This window comes from Flavobacterium muglaense (genome assembly GCF_014305155.1).
GTDB lineage: Bacteria > Bacteroidota > Bacteroidia > Flavobacteriales > Flavobacteriaceae > Flavobacterium > Flavobacterium muglaense.
This window is the reverse complement of sequence record NZ_JACRUK010000015.1, coordinates 41433-65004: the sequence shown is the minus strand read 5'-3', so window position 1 is coordinate 65004 and position 23572 is coordinate 41433. Positions and strand designations below refer to the sequence as shown.

The 23572-nt window shown below is 36.0% G+C and carries 26 protein-coding genes and 1 pseudogene; 17 read left to right on the top strand and 10 right to left on the bottom strand.

Annotated features, from left to right (window positions below):
- Window positions 1–5 precede the first annotated feature (5 nt).
- Window positions 6–452, top strand: a complete 447-nt coding sequence (locus H8R24_RS08295) for a GNAT family N-acetyltransferase (protein WP_187018039.1) — start codon at window positions 6–8, stop codon at window positions 450–452.
- Between the two features lie 66 nt (window positions 453–518).
- Here the strand turns inward: H8R24_RS08295 and H8R24_RS08290 are convergent, their stop codons facing one another.
- From H8R24_RS08290 to rnpA, 3 genes are read right to left on the bottom strand one after another with little or no spacing between them, the layout of a single operon-like run.
- The gene (locus H8R24_RS08290) at window positions 519–2156 is read right to left on the bottom strand and encodes a S41 family peptidase (protein WP_187018038.1); all 1638 of its coding nucleotides are present in this window, start codon (window positions 2154–2156) and stop codon (window positions 519–521) included.
- Entirely contained in the window at window positions 2156–2989 is an 834-nt protein-coding gene (locus H8R24_RS08285; RefSeq protein ID WP_187018037.1) for a DUF4349 domain-containing protein, read from the bottom strand. Before H8R24_RS08285 ends, H8R24_RS08290 begins: the two co-directional genes overlap by 1 nt.
- A gap of 43 nt (window positions 2990–3032) precedes the next feature.
- Complete coding sequence (gene rnpA, locus H8R24_RS08280; RefSeq protein WP_187018036.1) at window positions 3033–3416, bottom strand: ribonuclease P protein component; 384 nt, start codon at window positions 3414–3416, stop codon at window positions 3033–3035.
- A 125-nt stretch (window positions 3417–3541) separates the two neighbouring features.
- On the opposite strand from rnpA, the gene H8R24_RS08275 reads away from it, so the two are divergent.
- From H8R24_RS08275 to H8R24_RS08265, 3 genes are all read left to right on the top strand, one after another.
- On the top strand, window positions 3542–4276 hold the full coding sequence (locus H8R24_RS08275; protein ID WP_187018035.1) for a lysophospholipid acyltransferase family protein: 735 nt from the start codon (window positions 3542–3544) through the stop codon (window positions 4274–4276).
- 10 nt (window positions 4277–4286) lie between these two features.
- Window positions 4287–5279 carry an acyl-ACP desaturase gene (locus H8R24_RS08270; protein ID WP_187018034.1) on the top strand — a complete coding sequence of 331 codons (993 nt, stop codon included), beginning with the start codon at window positions 4287–4289 and terminating at the stop codon, window positions 5277–5279.
- Between the two features lie 90 nt (window positions 5280–5369).
- A complete protein-coding gene (locus tag H8R24_RS08265; RefSeq protein WP_187018033.1) occupies window positions 5370–6023 on the top strand; it encodes an HD domain-containing protein in 654 nt (217 codons plus the stop codon).
- 99 nt (window positions 6024–6122) lie between these two features.
- On the opposite strand, the gene H8R24_RS08260 is transcribed toward H8R24_RS08265, so the two are convergent.
- The 7 genes from H8R24_RS08260 to H8R24_RS08230 all read right to left on the bottom strand — a co-directional run bounded on the left by H8R24_RS08260 (window position 6123) and on the right by H8R24_RS08230 (window position 13031).
- On the bottom strand, window positions 6123–6524 hold the full coding sequence (locus tag H8R24_RS08260; protein ID WP_187018032.1) for a hypothetical protein: 402 nt from the start codon (window positions 6522–6524) through the stop codon (window positions 6123–6125).
- Between the two features lie 336 nt (window positions 6525–6860).
- Window positions 6861–7643 carry an enoyl-CoA hydratase/isomerase family protein gene (locus tag H8R24_RS08255; protein ID WP_187018031.1) on the bottom strand — a complete coding sequence of 261 codons (783 nt, stop codon included), beginning with the start codon at window positions 7641–7643 and terminating at the stop codon, window positions 6861–6863.
- Between the two features lie 9 nt (window positions 7644–7652).
- Entirely contained in the window at window positions 7653–9068 is a 1416-nt protein-coding gene (locus H8R24_RS08250) for a sensor histidine kinase (protein ID WP_187018030.1), read from the bottom strand.
- 59 nt (window positions 9069–9127) lie between these two features.
- Window positions 9128–9685, bottom strand: a complete 558-nt coding sequence (locus tag H8R24_RS08245) for a CopD family protein (RefSeq protein WP_187018029.1) — start codon at window positions 9683–9685, stop codon at window positions 9128–9130.
- Window positions 9669–11027: an MATE family efflux transporter gene (locus H8R24_RS08240; RefSeq protein WP_187018028.1), complete on the bottom strand. Its 1359-nt coding sequence runs from the start codon at window positions 11025–11027 to the stop codon at window positions 9669–9671. Before H8R24_RS08240 ends, H8R24_RS08245 begins: the two co-directional genes overlap by 17 nt.
- Window positions 11028–12059 (bottom strand): ferrochelatase, encoded by a 1032-nt coding sequence (hemH, locus tag H8R24_RS08235; RefSeq protein ID WP_187018027.1) that lies wholly within the window; start codon window positions 12057–12059, stop codon window positions 11028–11030.
- A gap of 99 nt (window positions 12060–12158) precedes the next feature.
- Window positions 12159–13031, bottom strand: coding sequence for a helix-turn-helix domain-containing protein (locus H8R24_RS08230; protein ID WP_187018026.1), 873 nt, complete (start codon window positions 13029–13031; stop codon window positions 12159–12161).
- Between the two features lie 228 nt (window positions 13032–13259).
- Here H8R24_RS08230 and hemA point away from each other — a divergent pair, with 228 nt between their 5' ends.
- The 13 genes and pseudogenes from hemA (at window position 13260) to H8R24_RS08165 (ending at window position 23480) form a co-directional block, all read left to right on the top strand.
- On the top strand, window positions 13260–14516 hold the full coding sequence (hemA, locus tag H8R24_RS08225; RefSeq protein WP_187018025.1) for a glutamyl-tRNA reductase: 1257 nt from the start codon (window positions 13260–13262) through the stop codon (window positions 14514–14516).
- Window positions 14517–14590: 74 nt separating this feature from the next.
- Entirely contained in the window at window positions 14591–14998 is a 408-nt protein-coding gene (locus H8R24_RS08220; protein WP_187018060.1) for a GxxExxY protein, read from the top strand.
- Between the two features lie 99 nt (window positions 14999–15097).
- Window positions 15098–16024 carry a hydroxymethylbilane synthase gene (gene hemC / locus H8R24_RS08215; RefSeq protein WP_187018024.1) on the top strand — a complete coding sequence of 309 codons (927 nt, stop codon included), beginning with the start codon at window positions 15098–15100 and terminating at the stop codon, window positions 16022–16024.
- Window positions 16024–16716 carry a uroporphyrinogen-III synthase gene (locus H8R24_RS08210; protein ID WP_187018023.1) on the top strand — a complete coding sequence of 231 codons (693 nt, stop codon included), beginning with the start codon at window positions 16024–16026 and terminating at the stop codon, window positions 16714–16716. The genes hemC and H8R24_RS08210 overlap by 1 nt, the downstream gene beginning before the upstream one ends.
- Before the next feature lie 62 nt (window positions 16717–16778).
- Window positions 16779–17804, top strand: a complete 1026-nt coding sequence (hemE, locus tag H8R24_RS08205; RefSeq protein ID WP_187018022.1) for a uroporphyrinogen decarboxylase — start codon at window positions 16779–16781, stop codon at window positions 17802–17804.
- A 6-nt stretch (window positions 17805–17810) separates the two neighbouring features.
- A complete protein-coding gene (locus H8R24_RS08200) occupies window positions 17811–18191 on the top strand; it encodes a hypothetical protein (protein ID WP_187018021.1) in 381 nt (126 codons plus the stop codon).
- A gap of 5 nt (window positions 18192–18196) precedes the next feature.
- Window positions 18197–18733: a GNAT family N-acetyltransferase gene (locus H8R24_RS08195; protein WP_187018020.1), complete on the top strand. Its 537-nt coding sequence runs from the start codon at window positions 18197–18199 to the stop codon at window positions 18731–18733.
- Entirely contained in the window at window positions 18723–19631 is a 909-nt protein-coding gene (gene hemF / locus H8R24_RS08190; RefSeq protein ID WP_187018019.1) for an oxygen-dependent coproporphyrinogen oxidase, read from the top strand. Before H8R24_RS08195 ends, hemF begins: the two co-directional genes overlap by 11 nt.
- A gap of 300 nt (window positions 19632–19931) precedes the next feature.
- A pseudogene (gene tnpA / locus H8R24_RS08185) lies at window positions 19932–20324 on the top strand (IS200/IS605 family transposase); the annotation flags it as partial.
- 164 nt (window positions 20325–20488) lie between these two features.
- A complete protein-coding gene (gene hemB / locus H8R24_RS08180; RefSeq protein WP_187018018.1) occupies window positions 20489–21484 on the top strand; it encodes a porphobilinogen synthase in 996 nt (331 codons plus the stop codon).
- An 87-nt stretch (window positions 21485–21571) separates the two neighbouring features.
- Complete coding sequence (locus H8R24_RS08175) at window positions 21572–21985, top strand: c-type cytochrome (RefSeq protein ID WP_187018017.1); 414 nt, start codon at window positions 21572–21574, stop codon at window positions 21983–21985.
- Window positions 21986–22151: 166 nt separating this feature from the next.
- Entirely contained in the window at window positions 22152–22622 is a 471-nt protein-coding gene (locus tag H8R24_RS08170) for a methylated-DNA--[protein]-cysteine S-methyltransferase (RefSeq protein ID WP_187018016.1), read from the top strand.
- Window positions 22623–22766: 144 nt separating this feature from the next.
- Complete coding sequence (locus tag H8R24_RS08165; protein WP_187018015.1) at window positions 22767–23480, top strand: 3'-5' exonuclease; 714 nt, start codon at window positions 22767–22769, stop codon at window positions 23478–23480.
- Window positions 23481–23572: the final 92 nt, after the last annotated feature.

Here is a 23572-nt window from a genome sequence, read left to right as displayed (position 1 = left end):
TACCAATGGGAATACAATGGAAAATTAAGGCTTTTGAGGCACTTTCGGTTCATGAACTATATGATTTGTTAAGATTAAGAAGCGAGGTCTTTGTAGTCGAGCAAAATTGCGTCTATTTGGACATAGATGGCAAGGATAAGAAAGGTTTGCATCTTTTTGGAGAATATGAAGGGGAGATCGTCGCTTGTGTGCGGTTGTTTAAGCCCAGAATTAGTTTTGACAACGCTTCTATAGGTCGAGTGGCGGTAGCAACACAACACCGTGATAAAAAATGGGGTCATGAGTTAATGCGACAATCCATTGCTGCAATAGAAAGCGAGTTTAACGAGACCAAGATTACCATAGGTGCACAGCTGTATTTGAAAAAATTCTATGAAAGTCATGGTTTTGTACAAAGCAGCGAGATGTATCTTGAAGACGGTATTCCGCATATCGAAATGAAAAAGGAGTAAGACAACTTTTGGATTTAAAAAACCCCATAATCCTTTGAAAATAAGTGATTATGGGGTTTTGCAACTTTACATTTTTAGAATACTTTTGTAATTTGCAGTGTCATTTAAAATTGAAACTGACTTTTGAATCTCAGTATTGTTTTTAATGTAATATTGATAAAAACCTTCTTGATATTGAAATCTCTTGATGATTTCTTCGGTAATGATTTTTTTAATTTCGTCTTGATTTTTGTCCAGTTGCGTTTCTTCGCTTTTTTGAAGTGCAGTCAATAACTGCTGGTATTCGGCAAGAATAGAATCGTCAATTTTTTCTTTTTTGGCTGCAGCCAAAGTATTTTTTAACGCAATTTCTGTTTCGGTATCGAATGTGAATTTCTCCGTTTTTAAAAATTGTTTAAAATCCTGATAATCGGCAGCTGTAAACGTTGGAATCTTATCGCCTAAGTTAGGATTTTGATAGTAATAACGTGTTACATAATTAAATATACCATCGTTTTTAAGTAATGCATCTGCGATAGCGCTGGTGTTTGAATCCTTTAATTGTACATCAGGCAAAACTCCGCCACCATCATAAACGGTTCTTCCTTTGCGGGTTTTAAAAGCGTTATAGTTTTTTTCGGTGGTTCTAGTAGCTAGCCCGTTTTTGTCTTTATGGGCATAATCTAAGGCTTGAATGCAACGGCCGGAAGGGGTGTAATAACGTGAAATGGTCACCTTTAACTGAGTGCTATACGTCAAGTCAATAGGTTTTTGTACCAATCCTTTTCCAAAACTACGGCTTCCCACAATTACGGCACGGTCTAGATCTTGTAAAGCGCCCGATACAATTTCGGATGCAGATGCACTGCGACCATTAACAATAATTACCAGTGGAATTTGTGTGTCTATAGGCTCAAATGATGTTTTGTAAATGTTATTATGGCTTTCAATTTTAGACTTGGTTGTAACGATAATTTCATTTTTTGGAACAAATAAATTGCAAATATTCACAGCTTCGTTCAACAGTCCGCCAGGGTTTCCTCTTAGGTCAAGTACGATGCGCTCCGCACCTTGTTTTTTTAGTTCTAAAACAGCTTCTTTGGTTTCGTTGGAAGCTTTTTTATTGAAATGTGCTAGTACAATGTAGCCTGTTTTATCATCTATTTTAGCATAGAAAGGAACCGATTTTACCTCTACTTCATCCAATGTGATTTGGGCATTGTTGGTTTTTCCCTGACGGTTGTATTTGATGTCAATTTTAGTGTTTTTAGCCCCTTTTAGTAATTGTGAAGCATCTTCTTTGAAGTCGGATAAAAGCACATCGCCTATTTGTGTTATTTGGTCACCAGCTTTCAAGCCTGCTTTGTCTGCAGGAAAGTTTTTATAGATTTCTTTGATGATGAGTTTGTCTTCTTTGCGTGTTATTAATGCGCCTATGCCTGTGTATTCGCCTGTATTGTTGATTTTAAAACGCAATACATCTTGCTCGTTAAAGTAAACAGTGTAAGGATCTAGACTGGCTAGCATGCTTTTAATGGCTGTGTCCATCAACTCTCCAGGATTGGTTTCATCAACATAATTGGTGTTCAATTCCTTAAAAAGCGTCGTGAATATTTCTATTTGCTTGGCAATTTCAAAAAAGTCGTTTTTAAAACTGGTACCAACAAACAAAAAGGCTGAAGCAGCAACAGGGATGAGGTATTTTTTTTTAAAGTAAGAATGCATTATTTTGTTTTTTTGGTCTTAATTTTTTTTCTAATAAAGTATACAAGTCCGCTTGCTAGTATAGCGAAGGGCCAGATGGAAAGCAACCAGATAAAGAGGCCCGAAAGCGAGTTAAATCCAGAGGTAATGGCGTTCCAAATTTTGGTCCCGTACGAAATGGTGACACCGCTATCTACAGCTACGTTTTTGTAAAACTCGATGTGAATCGTGCTTTGAGCTACTCGACCTTGCAGGTAATTCATTTCTGCTTGTTTGGCTTCGATTTCTTCTCTAATGGCCGAAAGTTGTGTTTCGATTTCTAACATCTCCGTTACCTTAGTTGCCTTTTTTAAAAGTTCAAGGTAGCGATTTTCAAGAGTTTTCTTGGCTTTTAGTCTAGCGTCAAGGTCAATGTATTGTGCGGTTACATCTTCGGCAGTAATTTCTTTGTTGTCAAAATAAGTAACGCCTTTGGATATTTTTATTAAAAAGGGATCAAAGTTTTGAGAAGGAATACGGATGACTAGTTTCCTAAAAATGCTGCCGTAATCTTTACCCTCCACATCATTTTGAATACTACCACCACTTTCGGTTGTGCTTTTTACAATGTGCTGGTAAGTGGCGTTGAGGTCTGAGGTTTCAAAACGCAGATTGCCTTCCTTAATGATTTTTGTTGCTATCGGACGATTGTTTTGGTCTGCATTTGCAACAAGCGGTTGTACAAATTTAACTTGGTCTACCTTTGCTTTTGGGGGTAGAGCAATAGCTTCTATTTTAGAATCATATTCCTCGTCTGCCTTTTTACAGCTGGTAAGCGATAGAAAAAGTACTATAATGAGGATGGGTAGCTTCATAAAAAATGTATTTTAAAGGTTAAAAATACAAAAAATAGGTATGCTAGTCTTCTTTTTTTGTGTTTTGGGCAATAAACTTCTCGAACAATTGGATCGTTTTAGTGTTGATTTCTTCAAATGACAACCGCTCTTTAGTTTGATAAAAAAACATAAAAGCATAGGGTTTGTCAAGGCTGTCAATCAATAGGTGTTTATTGAGACGGTAAGTTTCTCGTAGCACTCGCTTGAAATAATTGCGATCGACTGCTTTTTTAAAATGTTTTTTGGAAACCGAAACCCCCATTTTTATTTTTTGAGCATCTACAGCGGTATCAGCACAATAAACCAATCGCAACGGATATTTTGACACAGATTTTCCCTCAGAAAATAATAATCCAATAGTAATTTTACTTTTTAGTTTTTCGTTTTTGGGGTATGTGAAGTTCATTTTAATCAAAAAAGGCATGGATTTCTAGAAAGCAAAGGTACAATTAAAGACTAAACCTATTATTGTTTACGAATTAAATAGCTCTAAAAATTTAATTTATTACTTTTGTAGTTAATTTATTTAGCATGCAAAAACTGATTTCGTATCCCATATCCGTTATTTATTATTTGTGTTTTGGTCTTACGTTGGTTATTTTTCATCCCATTCAATGGGTATGTTTTAATGTCTTTGGGTACCAAGCACATAAAAAAAGTGTTGATTATTTAAACTTTTTTTTGGTTCGATGTACAAACTTGGTAGGAACTACTTACAAGTTTGAAAATTTAGAAGGAATTCCAAAAGGAGTGCCGTTAATATTTGTATCCAATCATCAAAGTATGTACGATATTATCGCTATGATTTGGTTTATGCGTCGTTTTCATTGTAAATTTGTTAGTAAAAAGGAGTTAGGTTCTGGGATTCCTAGTGTTTCTTATAATTTGAGGCATGGAGGATCAGCGCTTATTGATCGAAAAGATCCTAAGCAAGCTATTCCGGCAATTAAAGGATTGTCTGAGTATATTGAGAAAAACAATCGTTCGGCAGTTATTTTTCCGGAAGGAACTCGCAGTAAAACAGGACATCCCAAACCATTTGCACAAAGCGGATTGAAAATATTGTGTAAGTATGCACCCTCGGCTTATGTGGTTCCTATTAGTATAAACAACTCTTGGAAAATGGTTAAATTTGGTTTTTTCCCTGTTGGTTTAGGAAATCGCCTTACCTTTGCCATTCATAAACCTTTAAAGGTTAGTGAATTTAAGTTTGAAGAAATTATAGCACAGGCTGAAGCTGCCGTAGTAAAAGCAATAAAATTTTAATTTATATAAAATGTCAATAAAAAACATTCGATTAGAAGTAATGCAGTTTTTGGAAAAAAACGTAGATAGTTTTGTTGATCAGTATTTAATACCGGTTGAGAAAATCTGGCAACCATCGGATTTTTTACCTAATTCTGAAGGGGAAAACTTTTTTGAAGAAGTAAAAGAATTGCGTGAGATTGCTAAGGACTTGCCTTATGATTTTTGGGTTACTCTTGTGGGTGATACCATTACAGAGGAAGCTTTGCCTACATACGAATCATGGTTAATGGACGTAGAAGGTATCGACCAAGTAGAAGGTAAAGGAAACGGCTGGTCTAAATGGATCAGACAATGGACTGGTGAGGAAAACCGTCATGGAGATATGTTAAACAAGTACTTGTATTTGTCTGGGCGTGTAAACATGCGCGAGATTGAAATCACTACACAACACTTGATCAACGACGGTTTTGATATTGGTACGGGGTCAGATCCGTATAAAAACTTTGTGTACACTAGTTTTCAAGAGCTAGCTACTTATGTGTCCCATAATAGAGTAGCGCAAATGGCTAAGAAATATGGTGACAACAAACTGTCAAAAATGTGTAAAATGATTGCTGGTGACGAGATGCGCCACCACCATGCTTATAGTGAATTTGTAAATAGAATTTTTCAAGTAGATCCAAGCGAAATGATGCTTGCTTTTCAATACATGATGAAGCAAAAAATTGTGATGCCGGCTCATTTCTTGAGAGAATCTGGTCAAAAAATAAGTTCTGCTTTCGAGCAATTTTCTGATTCGGCGCAACGTATTGGGGTTTATACTGCCAATGACTATGTGGATATCATGCAAAAGCTAATTGATAAATGGGAAATTGATAAGATCTCTGGTTTAACAGATGAAGCTGAGAAAGCACGTGATTACCTGATGAAATTGCCAGGAAGAATGGCAAGAATTTCAGAGCGAATTGTTATTCCTCAAGAGTCGCACATTTTCAAATGGGTAGAACCTGCAAGATTGTAAGCACAGCAAAGTAATTAGATTCAAAATATAAATGTTGGTTTTTAAGGTGGTATAGCTTTGAAAATCAACATTTTTTTTAAAGTTATACAAATGAACAGTACAGATATTATTAGCAAAACCATCGCTTTTGTTAAAGAAAAACTCAATAATGCCGAGGGAGGTCATGATTGGTTTCACATCGAAAGGGTGTATAAAAACAGTCTTTTGATAGCAAGTGACGAAGTTTGTGATTTGACTGTGGTAAAGCTAGGTGCTTTATTGCATGATATTGCCGATAGTAAGTTTCATGGTGGTGACGAAACCGTAGGCCCAAAAACGGCTCGATCATTTCTTGAGACAGAGGATGTTGCGCCAGCAACAATTGACCATGTGGTAAAAATCATTGAAAACATCTCTTTTAAGGGTGGAAATCACGAAAAGAACTTCTCGTCTATAGAACTAGATATCGTTCAAGATGCAGACCGTCTGGACGCGATAGGCGCTATTGGTATAGCAAGAACGTTTAATTACGGCGGATTTAAAAACAGAGCCTTATATGACCCGAAAATTGCTCCTAATACAAAGATGAGCAAAGAAGAGTATAAAAATAATGAAGCGCCAACAATCAATCATTTTTATGAAAAGTTGTTGCTCCTAAAAGATAAAATGAACACCAAATCCGGAACTGCAATTGCTGCCGAAAGACACCGTTACATGGAAGGTTTTTTGTCGCAATTCTATGCAGAATGGGATGGGGCAAAATAATGTTTGTGCGCGTTTTGGCAGAGACGCAGATCGTAGAGACGCACTGCAGTGCGTCTCTACCTAAACCGTGCGTCTCTACGATCTGCGTTTTTCAAAAAATTAAATCATTCCTTTTTCTTTCATTTCAATAATGACATCTGATGCATTCTTGAATGTAGGCGCTTGTTCGATTATGCTGGCTACTCTTTTCTTGTTTAATTTGAAGGTAATGTCGTTTTCTGTAGTGAATAACAATGCGGTTAAAAACGGATTGTTCATGTACGGAAACAAAATCGCATAAGCATCTTCTACCGAGTGAAAACTCTCTACTTCTTCTGTTTTATAACGAGCAATTACAGATAAGGTAAAACCACCTTCGTCCAATAAAACGGGTCTGATGTAAATATTCTTCAGTTCGGTATCTCCAATAGTTTTAGCCAAAGTTAACTTGGCATAAGTTCCTTCTTGAATGCTTTTTTTTACGCTTTCCCAGAATTGGGCAAATATAGGTTCGTAGGACATGGTTCTGTTTTTAAATTTATTTTTCTCCAAAAAGTGTGTCTGCAAAATTAGCTTTTGTAGGTGTAAACAAGGATAGTTTCTATGAAAACTTTGTTTTTATCCTTTAATTCTACAATAAACAACATGCTAAAGTTCAGTATTTGGGCGTTACCGCAAGGGCCGGGCTTTTCGTTACAATCTTTTTTGAGGCAAAAAAAGCCTCAAAAAAGGATTTCCACTGCAATCCCTAACGCAAAAGGCTATGTACAATAGAATCAATTCGTTTTTATAAATAGAAAACCGCAGATTCATAGCTTTATTCACTGTGAATCTGCGGTATATTTTTCATTTACTAGTCTATTCTCCTGTAAAAACAGCTTTTCTTTTTTCGATAAAAGCAGTAGTTCCTTCTTTAAAATCTTCGGTACCAAAGCATTTTCCAAAGGATTTAATTTCCGTTTGGAAACCATTTTCGCCTTCTTTAAAGTTAGCATTCACTGCGTTGATCGCCATACTAATTGCTACAGGTGAGTTTTTCATGATTTTTTGAGCAATTCCATTACAGAAAGACAATAACTCCGCTTGAGGAACAACGTGGTTGACTAAACCAGTTCTATGCGCTTCCTCGGCGTTTACCATTCCAGCAGTCATAATCATTTCCATAGCGCGTCCTTTACCAATTAACTGAGGTAAACGTTGTGTTCCTCCGTATCCTGGAATAACTCCAAGGGAAACCTCTGGCAAGCCCATTTTGGCATTGTCTGATGCTACTCTGATGTGGCATGCCATCGCCAATTCTAATCCTCCACCCAATGCAAAACCATTTACGGCTGCAATAACAGGGATTTTAAGGTTTTCAACAAAGTTGAATAAGATGTCTTGTCCTTGAGCGGCAAGTTGAACGCCTTCTTCAACTGAGAAGTTAGCAAATTCAGCAATATCAGCTCCAGCTACAAATGCTTTCTCGCCACTTCCTGTTAGGATAATAACGCGTACATCATAACTTTTTTCCAATTCTTGAAAAGCTTGGTGCAGTTCTTCAATTGTCAATTTGTTTAAAGCATTCAGCTTAGTTGGACGATTGATTGTAATCGTTGCAATGTTATTTTCAGTATTTACAAGTATGTTTTCGTAGTTCATTATACTAATTTAAGAGTTAATTATAGGCAGGGAAACGGTAAAAGTGGTTCCTGTACCATATTCTGATTCAAAGGTAATTGTTCCTTTATAATTTTCAATAATATTTTTAATAATACCCAATCCAAGTCCCATTCCGCTACTTTTAGTAGTGAACTTGGGTTCAAATATACGACCAGTGTCGGCTGCTTTTATTCCTATTCCGTTGTCTTTAACCAGGATGAGTACCTTTTGGTCTACTTTTTTGACGGTCACGTGGACGGTTTTATTTTCCTGCTGTTCCGGTATGGATTGAATGGCGTTTTTAACCAAGTTGGTAATGATTCGAATGAGCTGCGTGCGGTCTATTTTCGAAATAATTTCAGGAGATTCACTTTCAAAAACAATTTGCTCTTCATTGAAAATGTCCAAAGTCAGTTCGACTACTTCAACCACATTTAAGGTTTCGTTTTGCTGTGCTGGCATCGAAGCAAAATTAGAGAAGGCCGATGCCACTGCATTCATTGTGTCTATTTGCTGAATCAATGTTTCCGAATAATCATTCATTTTCTGTTTGATATTGGGATCCGCCGGGTCAAAACGGCGTTGAAAACTTTGTACCGTCAATCGCATGGGTGTTAGCGGATTTTTAATTTCGTGTGCGACCTGTTTGGCCATTTCGCGCCAAGCTTCTTCTCTTTCGCTTTGGGCTAGCTTTACGGCACTAATTTCCAGTTCGTCAACCATTCGATTATAAGCAGATATTAGTAAATTGATCTCTTTACTGCTAGCTTCTAGTACAATCTTTTTGTTTTTTTGATTTAAGCTTGTTTCATACAATCGGTCAGAGATCGTCTTTAAGGATTTTGTTATGTATGACGATAGAAAGTAAGCGAGTGCAAATGCAACTAGCAACATAAAGGAATACACTTGCCCTAAACGGATCAGGAAACTATTTAATTCCTTGTCATAAAATCCGTCATCTTCAAGATAGGGTAGGTTTAAAACACCTAGAGGTTTGAATTTGTCGTCCTTGATTTGTGTAAACGAAGAGCGATTTTTAACTCCATTAATGGTTTTTATATCTACGTACCGTTTTTCGATAGAGGAACGTACGAGTTTTAGAATGTATTTTGGAATAGGTGGAGATACCTTGTCGACAGAAAATGATTCTTTGGATGATTTTAGTAATTGACCATTTAAGCTGTAAATGTTGATTTCGATATTGTGAATATGTGCAAGTTCATGAATTTTATCCTTGAAAATTAAATCTAGATTTTCTGTAGTCAAGGGATAAGTCGTAGTCGAAAGCACATAATTGATGTGTTCTCGAACAGCGTTTTCTTTGCGCTCTAGTCGTTCTTGGTGGTATTCTTTGGCTTCGTTTTTAAACTGTATGATCGAAATGGAAGCAAGTAAAATCGAGGCGACAATTATCAGTACGATCATCGAAAGGAAAATTCGAATTCGCAGAGAAAGCATCGATAACTTGAACCCTTTAAACATAATTATGATTGATTTTTTTCTCGAATTCTTTTATAAAATTTAAACCCTAACATGATTAAACTCGAAAACAAAATGATTCCGATTACACCGTAAATCCAATTGACAGCATTCTTTAAAACAACTAAAAAAACAACTGCAAAAAGAATGATGGTTGCACCTTCGTTCCAGATACGCATGTAATTAGAACTGTATTTCACTTCGTTGTTTTGCAATTGTTTGAAAATTTGGTGGCATTTAGCATGGTACAAATACAACACAAAAACAAAGCCAAGTTTCACATGCATCCAAGGCATTTGTAGCCAAGCATTTCCCATTGCTGTAAAAAACAACATCCAGAAAGCAAAAAAACTAGCCAATATTGCCGATGGCCAGGTGATGATGTACCACATGCGGTAGGTCATTATTTTAAATTGCTTTTGTAAAATCTCTTTTTCGGGTGAGGGTTTTTCGGCTGCTTCAATTTGGTAAACAAAAAGGCGAACGATATTGAATAGCCCAACAAACCAAGTGATTACAAATATAAGGTGCAGTGCTTTTAAGGTGTTATAATATTGATCCATTGTTGATTTTTGACAAATTAGTATTCATTTCTTTTTTTAGAAAATAACCTGTAATTAAAGTGGAAAGCACATCTGCAATAGGGAATGATATCCAAACTCCAAAAATACCGAAAAAATTTGGGAGAATGAGTACCAGCGGAATTAAGAAGAATCCTTGTTTGCTTAAAGTTAAAAAGAGTGCTTTTTTGGCTTTTCCAGCTGCTTGAAAGTAAGCTGCTCCAATTAATTGAATAGCAATTATGGGTGAGGCAGCAAAAACCCATCGTAAAGCAGTAGGCGTTTGGGCAATAACGGTAGGGTCAGTCGTGAAAACCGCTACTATAGGTTGAGCAAAAAACAGTATAAATACAAAGATGATCGCTGCTAAAAGTGCTGCGTATTTAATCGAAATCTTGATGCTTTCCTGTACTCGACCATAATTTTGAGCGCCGTAATTGTAGCCTGCAATTGGGATAAAACCTTGGGTAATTCCTAAAACGGGAAATAAGGCAAACATTAACATTCGACTAATGATTCCATAAATTGCTAGGGAATGCTCTCCTCCGTAGGTGTACAAAGTATGATTTAAAATAATGGAGAGTATACTTACCACGCCTTGTCTCGAAAAAGTAACAAAACTGAGTTCGGTTATTTCTTTTACGACAGGGAAATTAAATCTAAAATGTTTGAGTTCTAATTTGAGCTCGCTCTTGTAGAGAAAGAACCACAACACAAATAAAAAGCACATAAAATAAGAAATCGATGTGGCAAGTGCAGCGCCAAACATGCCTAAATTCATGATTTTGATAAAAACAACATCTAAAATAATGTTTACAAAGGCAGGAATAATCATGGCGTACATGGCAAATTTTGCTTTCCCTTCGGCTCGAATGATGTTGTTTCCCATCATGCAAAGTGCCAAAAAGGGAACCGATAAGATGATCGGAAAGAAAAATTCGGTTGCTGGTTGTACAATGGCACCTTTGGCACCAAAAAGCAATAACATATCGGCACTAAAAAACATTCCCAATACTACAAATACAAATGCCAATAAAAAGGTCATCATGATTTGATTGGCAAATGTTAACAGTGCTTTTTCTTTGTCATTAGCCCCTAAAGCTCTAGAAAGTACGGAACCGCCACCCACACCAATTGCCATTCCAAGTGACGAAATGAAAAAAGTGATGGGTAAAACTACGGTAACAGCTGCAATGGCTAAGGAGCCAATCCATTGTCCTACAAATATAGTATCAATCAAGATATTAACCGACATGAATAGGATCCCTATTGATGCCGGAACAGCTTGTTTAATAAGTAGTTTTTTTATGTTTTGAGTTCCTAATTCCTCGGCAGATACAGCCATTTAGTATTGTAAATTTTTTGAAATTGACCAGGTGTTAATCCAGTTGCTTACGGTATTACACCATTCGTCACTATCATTTAAACATGGAATTGCTAAAAATTGTTCACCGCCATGTGCTTTAAATTCATGGTTGGCTTCCATGGCAATTTCTTCTAATGTTTCTAAACAATCAGAAACAAAAGCAGGAGTTACAACAGCTAATTTCTTAATTCCTTTTTCGGGCATTTTGTTTACTTCAACATCAGTGTAAGGTGTTAACCATTTGTCACCTGCTAAACGAGATTGGAATGTTTGGCTGTATTTTCCTTCTGGAATACCTAATAATTTTACGACCTGTTTAGTGGTTTCATAACATTGATGGCGGTAGCAAAACTCATGTGCCGGTGAAGGGGTGTTGCAGCAAGAACCGTCAATTTTACAGTGTGATTTGGTTACATCTGTCTTACGGATGTGACGCTCTGGAATCCCGTGGTAGGAGAATAAAAGATGATCATAGTCAAAATTTGCCAAATGTCCTTTGATAGAATCAGCTAGATTTTTCAAATAATCAGGTTTGTTATAAAAGGCAGGAACCGATGTGAATTTCATTTCTGGGAAATGTTTTTTACGCAATTCTTCAGCCAGTTCTAATATTGTAGTCGTTGATGCCATGGCATGCTGTGGGTACAATGGAAAAAGTAAAACCTCTGTAACACCTTTGTCACGCAGTTCTTGTAGTCCAGATAAAATAGATGGATTTCCGTAACGCATGGCTAGTGCCATTGGTGCTTCAACTTGTTCTTTTACTTTGGCAAACATTCTTTTAGAAATCACCACTAATGGAGAGCCTTCGTTCCACCATATTTTGGCGTAAGCAGCCGCTGATTTTTTAGGTCTTGTTTGTAAAATAATTCCGCGAACAAGCAATGCTCGTAATAAAAACGGAACGTCAATTACATATTTATCCATTAAAAACTCATCTAAATACGGTTTAACATCTTTGGGAGTAGGACTTTCAGGAGATCCAAGGTTTACTAATAATACGCCTTTCATGGTTTGATTTTTTGTTTACAAAAGTAATGAAACATACTTTTTTATAAATTGTGATTAACTATTTTTTATTTATTGTTTAATATATAAAATCAATGTCATCTAAGTGTTGGGATTGATAGACATTAAATATTTCTTTGGTGTGGTTGCAAATTTTTTCTTGAATGCAGCAATAAAGTGGCTTCCGGTGCTGTAGCCAATTTTTAAACCTACCTCATTTACATTATAAGAACCGCTATCGAGCAGTTTTCGAGCAAAATCCATTTTGTAGTCGAATAAAAAACCATAAACAGTATCGCCATATATTTGCTTGAAACCCATTTTCAGTTTCTTTAAATTCAAACCTATTTCATCAGCTAATTCTTGTAAGCCTGGTGGTTCGGCCATATTGGCGATGATGATTTCTTTGGCTTTTCTGATTTTCATTACGTTGTCTTCGTCTATTAAAAACGGACATTGTTCTGCATTAGGATCTTCAGTTCGATTAAAATACAAGCTCAATAGCTCGTATCCTTTTCCTTTATAATACAGGTTTTTTATCGAAGGATGTAAGTTGTAATGAAACAACTGACTGAGTACAATAGCCATTGATGGGCTAATGTTTCCTTCGTTATAGTATTTTTTGTCCTTATTCTCTCCACTTAAAAAGGTAATATAGTCTGCTTCTGAAGAAAACAACGCGTGAAATTTTTTGATCGAAATAATTACAGATATCACCCAGGAGTTAGGTGCTAATTCCAGATTTAAGGGTAATTCTTTTTGTGGATTATAGAGTAACAACGACTTTTCTTCCTTCAAGTCTAGCGCATAGTTTCCTTGATTGAAAATGAATTTAGCGCTTCCCTTTAGTCCAAAGTGAAACTGAATCAATCCACTGCTTACTTCACGTTGGGCATTGAAAGTTTCTAAGCCGTCATTTTGAAAGCGAATGAGCGTAAAATCATCCTCTATTTTTATAATTTCTTGTGAACCCATAGCGACATTTTTTTAATGGTAATATGATAATTATCAATATTAATTATTTAGAATTGTTCTAAATTACTTAGGCTGTATAACTTGATTTCAGTACAAAAATAGCGTTTTTTGTCTATTTTGAGCCGTTTAGAATCAAAAAAACATATAGCGACACAAAAAGTACTTACAGCGTTACTTTTATAGAAGCTATAGTGATAATTTTGTTCGACTTTCTGGAAAAGTATTTATATGGAAAATAATAACCTTTCAAAACATCACTATTTTTATTCTGTTGGACTAAGCTACAAAAAAGCGGATGCCGAAATGAGAGGTAAATTTAGTTTAGATACTTTAGCAAAAATACGTTTGCTAGAACAAGCCAAAGCCGATGGAATCGAGAGTTTGATCGTGACTTCGACTTGTAACCGAACTGAAATATACGGCTTTGCTGAGCATCCTTTTCAATTGATAAAATTGATTTGCGAGAACAGTAATGGTAGTGTCGAAGAATTTCAAAAAGTTGGTTTCGTCTACAAAAATCAAGAAGCAATAGGTCACATTTTTAGAGTTGGGACTGGTTTGGACAGTCAGATTCTAGGTGATTTTGAGATTATATCTCAAATACGATCGAGCTTTACACAGTCAAAATCGATGGGCCTTGCTAATACTTTCATGGAAAGATTAGTCAACGCAGTGATCCAAGCGAGTAAAAAAATCAAAAACGATACAGAGATTAGTTCAGGAGCGACTTCGGTTTCTTTTGCGGCGGTGCAATATATAATCAAGAATGTTGAAGACATTGGTAATAAGAACATCTTGTTGTTTGGTACCGGTAAAATAGGTAGAAACACTTGTGAAAACTTGGTAAAACATACTAAGAATGAACAAATCACACTGATTAATAGAACGAAGGATAAAGCAGAGAAATTAGCTGGAAAGCTAAATTTGATTGTTAAAGATTATTCAGAACTTCATTTAGAATTACAAAAAGCAGATGTTGTTGTAGTGGCTACGGGCGCGCAAAACCCAACTGTAGACAAGGCTATTTTGAACTTGAAAAAGCCACTGTTGATTTTGGATCTTTCGATTCCGAAAAACGTACATGCTGATGTTGAGGAGTTAGAAGGAGTGACATTGATTCACATGGATTATTTGTCGCAATTGACAGATGAAACTTTAGAAAACAGAAAAAATCATATTCCTGCAGCCGAAGCCATTATCGAAGAAATTAAAGAAGAATTTAATGTGTGGACCAAAGGACGCAAGTTTGCCCCTACGATTCATGCTTTAAAGGAAAAGTTGAACGCGATTAAAAACTCTGAACTAAACTTTCAAAGTAAAAAAATAGCCGATTTCAACGAAGAACAAGCTGAGATCATCAGTGCTCGAATCATTCAAAAAATCACAACCCAATTTGCGAATCATTTAAAAGATGATGACACGATGGTGGATGAAAGTATTGAATGGATCGAAAAAGTGTTTAAAATTGGGTTAGCGGCAAAATAATAGGAACATTTCTTTTGTTTACCATTAAGAAATTAAGTTTCATTTAGTTTTAAATCAATATTACTTTATGTATGATGACTAAAAAGGAGGTTACGCAGTTGTCTTTTGAAATTACTGGTTTTGCCATAAAAGTTCATAAGAAATTAGGGCCGGGTCTTTTAGAAAGTGTGTATGAACAGTGTTTGAAATATGAATTAGAGAAGAACGGTTATGATGTCAAACAACAATTGAGTGTTAAAATCGTATATGATGATTTAGAACTAGAATCTAATTTAAGAATTGATTTGTTAGTAAATGATATAGTTGTAGTAGAATTAAAATCAGTAGAAACTATTTTACCAATACATGAAGCACAGTTGTTAACATACATGAAAATATTAGAAAGGCCTCAGGGTTTGCTAATAAATTTCAACACAACAAGTATTACAAAATCGTTGAAACCTTTTGTAAATGAATATTTTTCAATGTTATCGGAAGGATAAGCATAATACTTAATGAGTCTTAATTTCTTAATGGTTAAAAAAAAGGAACAATAAATTGTTAAAAAATCAAATGGTTCAAATCATTTGCGATAAATAAAAATGGCAGAAAAGACAATACGAATAGGAACTCGCGATAGCGAACTCGCACTTTGGCAAGCACATACCGTAGAAAAAAAGTTAAACGATCTTGGTTATAAAACTAAAATTGTAGCGGTAAAATCAACTGGAGATGTGATTCTAGATAAGCCACTTTACGAATTGGGAATCACCGGAATTTTTACAAAAACACTTGATGTTGCCATGATCAATGGTGATGTAGATATTGCAGTGCATTCTATGAAAGATGTTCCTACGGCTTTGCCACAAGGAATTGTGCAAGCTGCCGTTCTTGAAAGAGCCAATACACTTGATATTTTAGTTCATAAAGGCAACCTTGATTTTCTGAATGAATCAGGAACTATTGCTACCGGAAGTTTGCGTCGTCAAGCGCAATGGCTCAATAAATACCCAACACACAAAGTAGTTGACCTTCGCGGAAATGTAAATTTGCGCATGAAAAAACTCCAAGAAGGCAACTGGAATGGAGCTGTTTTTGCAGCTGCAGGATTAGAGCGTATTGACCTAAAACCAGAAAATTATATTAATTTAGATTGGATGATTCCTGCTCCAGCCCAAGGTGCAATGCTTGTGGTAGCCATGCAAAACGATGCTTTTACCTTGGATGCTTTGTCCCAATTAAATGATATAGAAACCGAAATTGTAACCTACATAGAGCGACAATTTCTTAAAACCCTAGAAGGAGGTTGCACGGCACCAATTGGCGCATTGGCACGATATAACGAACAAGAAGATACCATCCATTTTCAAGGGGTGTTATTTTCGCTTGATGGAAAAGAAAAAATTGAAGTAGACAAAAAGGTTCCTATCCAAGAATGGAAAAAATTAGGATTCTACTCGGCTCAAGAAATTCTGAATAACGGAGGCACAAAATTAATGACCGAAATCAAAAATAATTTGAAAAAATAATGAGCCAAATAAGTATTTTATCCACCAAAACATTGTCAGACGAACTAAGACAAGTATTTATTGATGCTAATTTGGATCTTTTAGAACAAGATTTTATCGAAATTAAAAACACCCTTTTTGAGCTAGATAAAATCAATAACAATCTGATATTTAGCAGCCAAAATGCGGTTTTAAGTTTGATGGAACAAAACGGTTGGGAAGCTTTGAAGTCCAAGCCTGTTTTTTGTGTTGGTATCAAAACCAAAGAATTATTAGAAGCGAATGGTTTCACTGTGGATGTCTATTTGGACTATGCATCAGAACTAGCGGAGATAATTACATTGATTTACAACCAAGAAAGCTATACTTTTTTCAGCGGAAACTTGCGCAGAGAGACTTTGCCAGAAGCTTTAAAAGAAGCCGGAATTACTTTTAATGAAATTGAAGTGTACCAAACCACTTTGGCACCTTTTAAAATTTCAGATCAAGAGAATTTTGATGGAATTATGTTCTTCAGCCCATCTGCTGTTGAGAGTTATTTATCGAATAATAAAATTAAAAAAGAGTTTTGCTTTTGTATCGGTAGTACAACAGCTGCCGCATTAGAAGAAAAGAAAATTAAAAACATTGTAATTCCTGAAATACCTACTGTCGAAGACGTGATTATTGAAGTAATTCAGCATTACAAGCCAATACCTGAAGAAGGTAACTAGAACAAAGAAAACAAGATAAACCATCAGCTAAAAGCCAAAAGCGACTAGCCAATAATAAGAAAATGATAAAAAACGACTTATTTTTAAGAGCACTTAAAGGAGAAACAGTGCAACGTCCGCCAGTATGGATGATGCGTCAAGCTGGTAGGTATTTACCAGAATTTATCGCTTTGCGTGATAAATACGATTTCTTTACCCGTTGTCAAACTCCAGAGTTGGCTGCCGAAATTACGGTACAACCTATCCGTAGAATCGCTCCTGATGCTGCAATTTTGTTCTCGGATATCTTAGTGATTCCACAAGCAATGGGAATTGATGTAGAAATGAAACCTAATTTTGGTCCGTATTTACCCAATCCTATTCGTACGATTCAAGATGTTGAGAACGTAATTGTTCCAGATGTACATGAAACTTTAGGATACGTTTTTGATGCTATTAAATTGACTAAAGAAATGTTGAATGATGAGGTGCCGTTAATTGGTTTCGCAGGTTCGCCTTGGACAATTATGTGTTACGCAGTAGAAGGACAAGGGTCTAAAAGCTTTGATAAAGCAAAAGGATTCTGTTTTCAATATCCAGAAGCAGCACATGTTCTATTACAAAAAATTACAGATACCACTATTTTATACCTAAAAGAAAAAGTAAAAGCGGGAGTAAATGCCGTTCAAATCTTTGACTCTTGGGGTGGAATGTTATCACCTGTTGACTATCAAGAATTTTCTTGGAAATACATCAACCAGATCGTTGAAGCACTAGCTGATGACGCTCCGGTTATTGTTTTCGGAAAAGGATGCTGGTTCGCTCTTGGCGAAATGGGAAAAAGCCGCGCTTCTGCATTAGGAGTAGACTGGACTTGTTCGCCTAGAAACGCCAGATACCTTTCTGGTGGAAACATTACATTACAAGGTAATTTTGATCCATCAAGATTGTTATCGCCAATTCCGGTGATTAAGAAAATGGTTCACGAAATGATTGACGAATTCGGAAAAGACAAATACATTGTGAATTTAGGTCACGGTATTTTACCAAATATCCCTGTTGATCACGCAAAAGCGTTCATTGATGCAGTGAAAGAATACAATCAATAATAGCAAATGCTAAATAAAGGAGTAAGAGACGAGAAGAAAGTAAAGATTGACAACATGTTAAGTACTTTACTTTCTTTGGTTTTTGTGCCCAAATTTTGGAATATTGAAGACACGAGTGTAATCGATAATCAACTGACAGATTTAAGTTTAAGTACAGCTATTTTATGTGAAATATCCGAAAGGGATTTAATCACTTTACTCTCTGGATACGGTTTCGATTGGGAGGATAAAGAAAGATTTGCTGATTTTTTAATGACCTACTCTAAGAATAATCAATTTGATTTTTTGGCGAAAGCCAATGCTATTTACAATCACATTCAAATGGATAGCAAAACATTTTCATTTGATATATTTAATAAAATTGCAGCTATTAAATCAAAAATATAAGGTAAATGATGTTGTCTGAAAATTACATTATCGATCAATTAAAATCAACAGATGCGACTAGATTGCATCTTTTTTTGTTAGATAATACCGCGCGTTTTAGTAAATTTTTCCCACTTACGCTTTCGAGTAATGAAACTATAGAAAAATCAGTCGCTTATATTGAAGAAAAAAAGGATGAAATAGAGCGAAAAATAAACTTTACTTTTGCAATTAAAGAATTGGATTCGCAAAAAATTGCGGGTTTGATTATCATTAAAAAAATTGATTGGGTTGATAGAATAGGTGAACTTGCTTATTGTATCGGGAATAATTTTGAAGGGAAAGGCTTGGTTACGAAAGCCGTTAAAGCTATTTCGGGCTTTGCTTATAATGAATTAGATTTGAAAACTTTACAAATTATCGCTCATAAAACGAATTTAGGAAGTTTAAAAGTGGCCCAAAATTGCGATTTTATATGGAAGCGAACGTTATTAAATGAATTTACTCCTACTGGAGAATCTCCATTAGATATGGAATTATACGAACACACAAATGAAAAATAAATTTTTTACCTACATACAAAACCTTCAAGACACCATCGTCGCAGGATTAGAGGCTGTTGATGGTCAAGCCCAATTTAAAGAAGACTTATGGGAACGCCCAGAAGGGGGTGGAGGAAGAACACGTGTAATCGAAAATGGTCAAGTTTTTGAAAAAGGCGGTGTTAACATCTCAGCAGTTCACGGAAAGTTGCCAGAAGCCATGCAAAAAATGTTTGGCGTAGGCGAAGCCGATTTCTTTGCCTGCGGACTAAGTTTGGTTTTGCATCCCAAAAGTCCTATGGTACCTACAGTTCATGCTAACTGGCGTTATTTTGAAATGTACGATGAGAATGGAAAAGTAATCCAACAATGGTTTGGTGGTGGTCAAGATTTAACGCCTTATTATTTGTTTGAAGAAGATGCCATTCATTTTCACCAAACTTGTAAAACGGCTTGCGATAAACACAATCCTGATTTTTATCCAAAATATAAAAAGCAATGCGATACTTATTTCTGGAACGCACATCGAAATGAAGCACGTGGAATAGGAGGTTTGTTCTTCGATTATTGCAAAGCTACTGACGAAATGAAAATGGAAGATTGGTTCAACTTTGTATCCGAAGTGGGGAATAGTTTCCTAGAAGCGTATGTTCCAATTGTAGAAAAAAGAAAAAACTTACCCTATACACCAGAACAGAGAACATGGCAAGAAATCCGTCGTGGTCGTTATGTAGAGTTCAATTTGGTTCACGACAAAGGAACATTGTTTGGCTTAAAAACCAATGGTCGAATTGAATCTATTTTGATGTCATTGCCACCTCATGTACAATGGGTGTACGATCATCATGCTGAAACTGGAAGCGAAGAGGAGAAGTTGGTAAATGTATTAGAATATCCAAGAGATTGGTTAGCTTCGTAGAAGCGACATATTTATAGCTGGAAGCAAAGAAGATAAATTAGTACAAGTATTAGAAAATCAGGTTGATTGGTTAGCTTCGTAGAAGCGACATATTTATAGAAATGGGATTTTTTTTTGATTGAGCTCCGTAGGAGCGTTATATTTATAGCATCCGTAGAAGCGACATATTTATAGCATCCATAGGGGTGTTATATTTATAGCATTCGTAGGAACGGTATATTTATAGAATACAGTTGGTGTTTTTATAAGAACCCCATAGGGGTGATATATTGTTTATTGACTTAATATTTGAAATGATAAATGGCTAATACGTACACTCAAATATATCTTCATATTGTCTTTGCTGTTAAAGGTAGACAAAATCTAATTTCTAAAAATTGGAAAGATGAATTATATAAATATATTACAGGAATTGTTACTAATGAAGGTCAAAAATTAATTGCGATTAACGGAATGCCGGATCACATTCATATTCTAATTGGATTAAAACCCAATAAAGCTCTGTCTGATTTAGTAAGAGATATTAAAGCCAATTCATCTCGTTTTATAAATGAGAAAAAATGGATCAATGGAAAATTTGAATGGCAAGCAGGATTTGGTTCTTTTTCGTATAGTCACTCTCAAATAACAAATGTTATCAATTATATACAAAATCAAGAAGAACATCATAAAAAGAAAACGTTCAAAGAAGAATAGGTTGATTTTTTAAAAGCATTCGATATAGATTATAATAATCAATATCTATTTGACGATGTATAATAAAATATAAAGGTAGCACCCCTACGGGGTTGATATCTAACGTAAATAACAAATTACTATAAATATAATGCTCCTATGGAGCTATAAACTAAAATATTATGTTCCCATTACACAGAGGCCGAAGATTAAGAACTAATGAATCCATTAGAAGTTTAGTTCGCGAGACGACATTAAGTCCGTCTGATTTTATGTTTCCCATGTTTATTGCAGAGGGAGAAAATGTACAAGTAGAAATTGCTTCCATGCCCGGAATCTTTCGTCGTTCGATTGATTTAACGGTCAAAGAAGTGCAAGAAATATATGCTTTAGGAATCCGCGCGGTCAACATTTATGTAAAAGTCAGCGAAGGCTTAAAAGACAATACAGGAAAAGAAGCTTGGAACCCAAACGGGTTGATGCAAGAAGCCATTCGCGCGATCAAGGCTGCTTGTCCAGAAATGATCGTTATGCCCGATGTGGCATTAGATCCTTATTCTATTTACGGTCACGACGGAATCATTGCAAATGGAGATGTAGAAAACGATTCCACAAATGATGCTTTAGTAAAAATGGCGGTTTCTCATGCGCAAGCAGGAGCCGATTTTGTAGCACCATCTGACATGATGGACGGACGTGTATTGCGTTTGCGTCAAGGACTAGATGCTGCCGGTTTCCACAATGTGGGAATCATGAGTTATTCGGCTAAATACGCTTCGGCGTTTTACGGGCCTTTTAGAGATGCTCTAGACAGCGCACCAAGGGAATCAGATGTTGTGGTGCCAAAAGATAAAAAAACGTACCAAATGGACTATGCCAATCGCATTGAAGCCATCAAAGAAGCGCTTTGGGATGTTGAAGAAGGTGCCGATATGGTAATGGTAAAACCCGGAATTGCCTATTTAGACATTGTGCGTGAAGTCAAAAATGCGGTGAATGTTCCCGTAACCGTTTATCACGTTTCGGGCGAATATGCTATGATCAAAGCCGCTGCCGAAAGAGGCTGGCTAGATCATGACAAAATCATGATGGAGCAATTGATGTGTATTAAAAGAGCAGGAGCCAGTTTGATTTCGACCTATTTTGCAAAAGAAGCTGCCATTCTTTTGGCTAAATAACAATCTTATTTTATACCAATAAGATGATATTTGTCATGATTTGTAAACCAATAATATCCTATCTTTGATAGTATAAACATTTATATCATGAAAAAAGTCGCAATAATTGCAATCGCATTTTTAGCTTTTGCTTGTAAAAAACAAGAAGCAGAACCATTTGGAAAACAAGAACCAGCTCCTAGTACCGAAGCTCCTTCAGAAGGAATGGCAGCGCAATCGCAAACACCAGAACAGTTAGGTGAAGTGCTTTTTAATGGAAAAGGAACTTGCGTGGCTTGCCACAAGATGGACACCAAATTAATTGGCCCTAGTTTCAAGGATATTGCAACAATATATAAAGATAAAAACGCAAGCATCATCAGTTTCTTAAAAGGAGAAAGTGAAGCCATTGTTGATCCCGCACAATTTGCAGTAATGCAACCCAATCTTGTGGTGACAAAAGCAATGAGTGATGACGAATTAAAAGGACTTGAAGCTTATATCAATTCTGCTTTAAAATAAGAAGCTATTCCCGCCATTCGCTATATCTCTTGTGGTGAACACCACCACAAGAGGATGCCGCTACTGTCGGGGCTAAAAAATAAGAACCATTCGTTTTTCGAGTGGTTTTTTTATTTAGAAAACATTCCAAAAACTTTCTGTACTTTGCAACTCTTATGCTAACACTATGGACACAGTACACATTAAAACACCCCTTGGCATTGCTACAATAGTTGGTGATGAAGCTGGGGTTTCATTAATTTCAGTAGCCGATGAAGGAATAGCGAGCATTGCAATACCAGATAGTTTACAAGAAGCGGTTTCGCAGCTCAATGATTATTTTGAAGGAAAAAGAACCCGTTTTGATTGTAAACTCAATCCACAAGGAACCGATTTCCAAAAAAGAGTGTGGAACGCTTTACTCGATATCCCTTTTGGAAAAACAAGAACTTATTTGGAACAAGCAAAAGCCCTAGGAGATGTCAAAGCCATTCGGGCAGTGGCTTCTGCTAATGGTAAAAATCCACTTTGGATTGTGGTTCCTTGCCACAGAGTCATTGGTTCTGATGGTTCACTTACGGGTTATGCCGGTGGTTTATGGCGCAAAAAATGGCTATTAGAACACGAATGCCCCACGCCACAACAAAGTTTGTTTTGAAAATGGAACACTAATTTCACCAATTTTCACCAATTAGATTAGTAAATTTGGTTACTTTTAAAGTGCTAAAAAGAGCTTGTGAAATTATTTTAAGTTTTCGTACTTCGTGTAAATTCGTGCAATTCGTGTTCAAATAATGCTATTATGATAGAAAAAATAAACCTCAATAACATTTTGTTTCTGGATATTGAAACAGTTCCAGAAGCCGAAGATTACAACACTTTAGATCCTGAACTCAAAGACCTTTGGGAACACAAAACACAATACCAGCGCAAGGATGATTATACGCCTGAGGAATTTTACGATCGTGCGGGTATTTGGGCCGAGTTTGGTAAGATTGTCTGTATATCTGTTGGGTTTTTTGCTAATAAAGGGGACATTCGAAACTTTAGAGTGACTTCGTTTTTTGGAGACGAAAAGAAAATTCTACACGACTTCAATAATCTATTGAACAATCATTTCAATCAAGCACAGCATGTTTTATGTGGTCATAATGCTAAGGAGTTTGATATTCCGTTTCTAGCGCGACGCATGATTATTAATCAAATTGCTATTCCAAATAAACTCAATCTCTTCGGGAAAAAACCTTGGGAAATTCCGCATTTAGATACCTTAGAGTTATGGAAATTTGGCGATTATAAACATTTCACTTCCTTAAAATTATTGTGTAAAGTACTAGGAGTCCCATCCCCCAAAGGAGATATTGACGGCAGTCAAGTAGGTCATGTTTTTTATGTCGAGAAAGATATTGATCGTATTGTAACCTATTGTGAAAAGGACACCATTGCTGTCGCACAAATTTTCTTGCGCTTACGAAGAGAGGATTTATTGATTGATGAGGAGATTATTCATGTGTAAATAATGGAAGTGCAAAAGGTTTAAAAAAGGGAATTAAATATAATTTGCGAATTTGCGGAGCATTGAATTAGTGGCTTTGCAAAAACCCTTTG

Coding starts and splice junctions, on each gene's coding strand:
- H8R24_RS08275 (WP_187018035.1), top strand. CDS start 3,542: ATGCAAAAACTGATTTCGTATCCCATATCCGTTATTTATTATTTGTGT.
- H8R24_RS08200 (WP_187018021.1), top strand. CDS start 17,811: ATGCTAAATAAAGGAGTAAGAGACGAGAAGAAAGTAAAGATTGACAAC.
- hemA (WP_187018025.1), top strand. CDS start 13,260: ATGGAAAATAATAACCTTTCAAAACATCACTATTTTTATTCTGTTGGA.
- H8R24_RS08295 (WP_187018039.1), top strand. CDS start 6: ATGGGAATACAATGGAAAATTAAGGCTTTTGAGGCACTTTCGGTTCAT.
- hemB (WP_187018018.1), top strand. CDS start 20,489: ATGTTCCCATTACACAGAGGCCGAAGATTAAGAACTAATGAATCCATT.
- rnpA (WP_187018036.1), bottom strand. CDS start 3,416: ATGAACTTCACATACCCCAAAAACGAAAAACTAAAAAGTAAAATTACT.
- H8R24_RS08270 (WP_187018034.1), top strand. CDS start 4,287: ATGTCAATAAAAAACATTCGATTAGAAGTAATGCAGTTTTTGGAAAAA.
- hemE (WP_187018022.1), top strand. CDS start 16,779: ATGATAAAAAACGACTTATTTTTAAGAGCACTTAAAGGAGAAACAGTG.
- H8R24_RS08265 (WP_187018033.1), top strand. CDS start 5,370: ATGAACAGTACAGATATTATTAGCAAAACCATCGCTTTTGTTAAAGAA.
- hemC (WP_187018024.1), top strand. CDS start 15,098: ATGGCAGAAAAGACAATACGAATAGGAACTCGCGATAGCGAACTCGCA.
- H8R24_RS08285 (WP_187018037.1), bottom strand. CDS start 2,989: ATGAAGCTACCCATCCTCATTATAGTACTTTTTCTATCGCTTACCAGC.
- H8R24_RS08175 (WP_187018017.1), top strand. CDS start 21,572: ATGAAAAAAGTCGCAATAATTGCAATCGCATTTTTAGCTTTTGCTTGT.
- H8R24_RS08245 (WP_187018029.1), bottom strand. CDS start 9,685: ATGGATCAATATTATAACACCTTAAAAGCACTGCACCTTATATTTGTA.
- H8R24_RS08240 (WP_187018028.1), bottom strand. CDS start 11,027: ATGGCTGTATCTGCCGAGGAATTAGGAACTCAAAACATAAAAAAACTA.
- hemF (WP_187018019.1), top strand. CDS start 18,723: ATGAAAAATAAATTTTTTACCTACATACAAAACCTTCAAGACACCATC.
- hemH (WP_187018027.1), bottom strand. CDS start 12,059: ATGAAAGGCGTATTATTAGTAAACCTTGGATCTCCTGAAAGTCCTACT.
- H8R24_RS08250 (WP_187018030.1), bottom strand. CDS start 9,068: ATGATCGTACTGATAATTGTCGCCTCGATTTTACTTGCTTCCATTTCG.
- H8R24_RS08195 (WP_187018020.1), top strand. CDS start 18,197: ATGATGTTGTCTGAAAATTACATTATCGATCAATTAAAATCAACAGAT.
- H8R24_RS08170 (WP_187018016.1), top strand. CDS start 22,152: ATGGACACAGTACACATTAAAACACCCCTTGGCATTGCTACAATAGTT.
- H8R24_RS08260 (WP_187018032.1), bottom strand. CDS start 6,524: ATGTCCTACGAACCTATATTTGCCCAATTCTGGGAAAGCGTAAAAAAA.
- H8R24_RS08290 (WP_187018038.1), bottom strand. CDS start 2,156: ATGCATTCTTACTTTAAAAAAAAATACCTCATCCCTGTTGCTGCTTCA.
- H8R24_RS08165 (WP_187018015.1), top strand. CDS start 22,767: ATGATAGAAAAAATAAACCTCAATAACATTTTGTTTCTGGATATTGAA.
- H8R24_RS08230 (WP_187018026.1), bottom strand. CDS start 13,031: ATGGGTTCACAAGAAATTATAAAAATAGAGGATGATTTTACGCTCATT.
- H8R24_RS08255 (WP_187018031.1), bottom strand. CDS start 7,643: ATGAACTACGAAAACATACTTGTAAATACTGAAAATAACATTGCAACG.
- H8R24_RS08210 (WP_187018023.1), top strand. CDS start 16,024: ATGAGCCAAATAAGTATTTTATCCACCAAAACATTGTCAGACGAACTA.
- H8R24_RS08220 (WP_187018060.1), top strand. CDS start 14,591: ATGACTAAAAAGGAGGTTACGCAGTTGTCTTTTGAAATTACTGGTTTT.